At 70.1% G+C, this 3,112-nt stretch carries 2 protein-coding genes and 1 pseudogene; all 3 read left to right on the forward strand.

Going from position 1 to position 3,112, the window contains the following annotated elements; genetic code table 11:
- Positions 1-181 (forward strand): annotated as a pseudogene (locus tag SACSA_RS26050) (hypothetical protein); the annotation flags it as partial.
- A gap of 71 nt (positions 182-252) precedes the next feature.
- Complete coding sequence (gene rpsO / locus SACSA_RS0110985) at positions 253-522, forward strand: 30S ribosomal protein S15 (protein WP_019815870.1); 270 nt, start codon at positions 253-255, stop codon at positions 520-522.
- A gap of 227 nt (positions 523-749) precedes the next feature.
- A partial coding sequence (locus SACSA_RS0110990; RefSeq protein WP_028661777.1) for a polyribonucleotide nucleotidyltransferase occupies positions 750-3,112 on the forward strand: 2,363 nt, incomplete at its 3' end.

A 3,112-nucleotide genomic window follows, 5' to 3' on the forward strand; every position in this document is an offset into this window, starting at 1 on the left:
CGCCGCGTTCGTCGGGCCGGAGTGGACGGCGACGGAGGTCGTGCTGCTGCGCAGCGACCCCGGACCGGCGCCCGGGTCGGGGCCCCGCTACACGCCGGTGGCCCGGTTCGGGCTCGACGCGCCGTCGGGACCCGCGTGCACCGGTCCCGACGGCGACGGTACTGATATCCTCGACAGTTGAGTCCGGCTGCGGTCCGTGGCGGCCGGCACCGTAGACACACCGACACGGCACACGACCCGAGGAGTTGACGCGTGGCTCTGTCCACCGACGAGAAGAAGGCGATCCTGTCCGAGTACGGACTGCACGACTCCGACACCGGATCGCCCGAGGCCCAGGTGGCCCTGCTGACGAAGCGGATCATCGGCCTCACCGAGCATCTCAAGATGCACAAGCACGATCACCACTCCCGTCGCGGCTTGTTGCTGCTGGTCGGCCGTCGTCGCCGACTGCTCAACTACGTGATGCGGGTCGACATCGCGCGGTACCGTTCGCTGATTCAGCGGCTCGGCCTGCGCCGGTGAGAGACGTCGAGGGGGAGTGACCCGCCGGGTCGCTCCCCCTCGGTACAAGAGAAACGAACACGGGCGAGGGCGCACCAGCGCGCGGGGACGCCACAGCCGGTCCTCGGTAGTGGCCGCCGGGGGAGAAGACTCCCGTCGGCTTCGATCGATGGCCGGCCTCGTACCTCGGGCGTGCCCCCGAAGGGCGGGGGATGCGCGGCCCATCACGCACGAGGAGTAACACTTTCATGACTGAGGCAAGCGGCAACGCCGTGCACGAGACGGAAGCCGTCCTGGACAACGGCCGGTTCGGTAAGCGCACGGTCCGCTTCGAGACGGGCAGGCTGGCCAAGCAGGCCGCCGGCTCGGTCGTGGCCTATCTGGACGACGAGACGATGCTGCTGTCGGCGACCACCGCCTCCAAGCAGCCCAAGGAACAGCTCGACTTCTTCCCGCTCACGGTGGACGTCGAGGAGCGCATGTACGCGGCGGGGCGCATCCCCGGTGCGTTCTTCCGCCGCGAGGGGCGGCCGTCCACGGACGCGGTGCTGACCTGCCGACTGATCGACCGGCCGTTGCGGCCGTCGTTCGCCGACGGCCTGCGCAACGAGATCCAGGTCGTGATCACGGTGCAGAGCCTGCACCCGGAGGACCCCTACGACGTGCTCGCGATCAACGCGGCGTCGGCCTCCACCCAGATCGGCGGCCTGCCGTTCTCCGGCCCGATCGGCGGCGTGCGCGTCGCGCTGATCGAGGATCAGTGGGTGGCCTTCCCGACCTGGTCGCAGTTGGAGCACGCGACCTTCAACATGGTGGTCGCGGGCCGTGTCGTCGGGGACCGCCCCGAGGACGTCGCGATCATGATGGTCGAGGCGGAGGGCACCGAGAACACCCTCGACCTCATCGCGGACGGCGCCACCGCCCCCACCGAGACCACGGTGGCCGAGGGCCTGGACGCGGCGAAGCCGTTCATCCGCGCGCTGTGCGAGGCCCAGCAGCGTCTGGCCGATGCCGCCGCCAAGCCGACCGGGGACTACCCGCTGTTCCCCGCCTACCAGCCCGACGCCTACGACGCCGTCGCCGCGCTGGCCACCGACGAGCTGACCCGGGCTCTGGCGCTGCCGGGCAAGCAGGAGCGTGACGACGCGGTCGACGAGGTCAAGGCCTTGGTGCTCGAGCGCGTCGGCGTCGGCGAGGGTGAGGCGTTCGAGGGGCGCGACAAGGAGGTCGGCGCGGCGTTCCGCGACCTGACCAAGAAGCTGATCCGCCAGCGCATCCTGCGCGACAAGGTGCGCATCGACGGGCGCGGCCTGACCGACATCCGGCAGCTCGCCGCCGAGGTGGCCGTGGTGCCCCGGGCGCACGGCTCGGCGTTGTTCGAGCGTGGGGAGACCCAGATCCTGGGCATCACCACGCTGAACATGCTGCGCATGGAGCAGCAGCTCGACACGCTGTCGCCGGAGACGTCGAAGCGCTACCTGCACCACTACAACTTCCCGCCGTTCTCCACCGGCGAGACCGGCCGTGTCGGCACGCCGAAGCGGCGCGAGATCGGCCACGGGATGCTGGCCGAGCGGGCGCTGGTGCCGGTGGTGCCCAAACGGGACGACTTCCCGTACGCCATCCGCCAGGTCTCCGAGGCGCTCGGCTCCAACGGCTCCACCTCGATGGGCTCGGTGTGCGCGTCCACGATGAGCCTCTACAACGCGGGCGTGCCGCTGCGTGCGCCAGTCTCGGGCATCGCGATGGGCCTGGTCTCCGACGAGGTCGACGGCAAGACCGAGTACGTGGCGCTGACCGACATCCTCGGTGCCGAGGACGCCTTCGGCGACATGGACTTCAAGGTCGCCGGGACCAAGGACGTCATCACCGCCCTTCAGCTCGACACCAAGTTGGACGGGATTCCCTCCGACGTGCTCGCCGGGGCGCTGAACCAGGCCCGCGACGCGCGGCTGACCATTCTGGACGTGATGGACGAGGCGATCGGCTCGCCCGACGAGATGAGCCCGTACGCGCCGCGCGTCACCAGCGTGAAGGTCCCGGTCGACAAGATCGGTGAGGTGATCGGGCCGAAGGGCAAGATGATCAACTCGATCACCGAGGAGACCGGCGCCGACATCTCCATCGAGGACGACGGCACCGTCTACGTCGGAGCCGCCGACGGTCCCTCGGCCGAGGCGGCGATCGACAAGATCAACGCGATCGCGAACCCGCAGTTGCCGAAGGTCGGCGAGCGGTTCCTCGGCACCGTGGTCAAGACGGCCGCCTTCGGCGCGTTCGTCTCCCTGCTGCCGGGCAAGGACGGCTTGGTGCACATCTCCAAGCTCGGCAACGGCAAGCGCATCGACAAGGTCGAGGACGTCGTCAACGTCGGGGACAAGCTGCGGGTCGAGATCGCCGACATCGACAGCCGGGGCAAGATCAGCCTGGTCGTCGTGCAGGACGAGGACACCGACGCCGGTGAGGCGCCCTCCACCGGCGCCGTGGGCGGCACCGGTGGCGGTAGTCCCGCCGACACCGAGCCCACCGTCGACAAGGCCGAGCAGGCCGAGGCCGGTGGCGAGGCGGCGGACAAGGGCGACAAGCCCGCGCGGCAGCGCACCCGCCGGGG

The sequence above is a fragment of the Saccharomonospora saliphila YIM 90502 genome, assembly GCF_000383795.1.
Taxonomy (GTDB): Bacteria; Actinomycetota; Actinomycetes; order Mycobacteriales; family Pseudonocardiaceae; genus Saccharomonospora; species Saccharomonospora saliphila.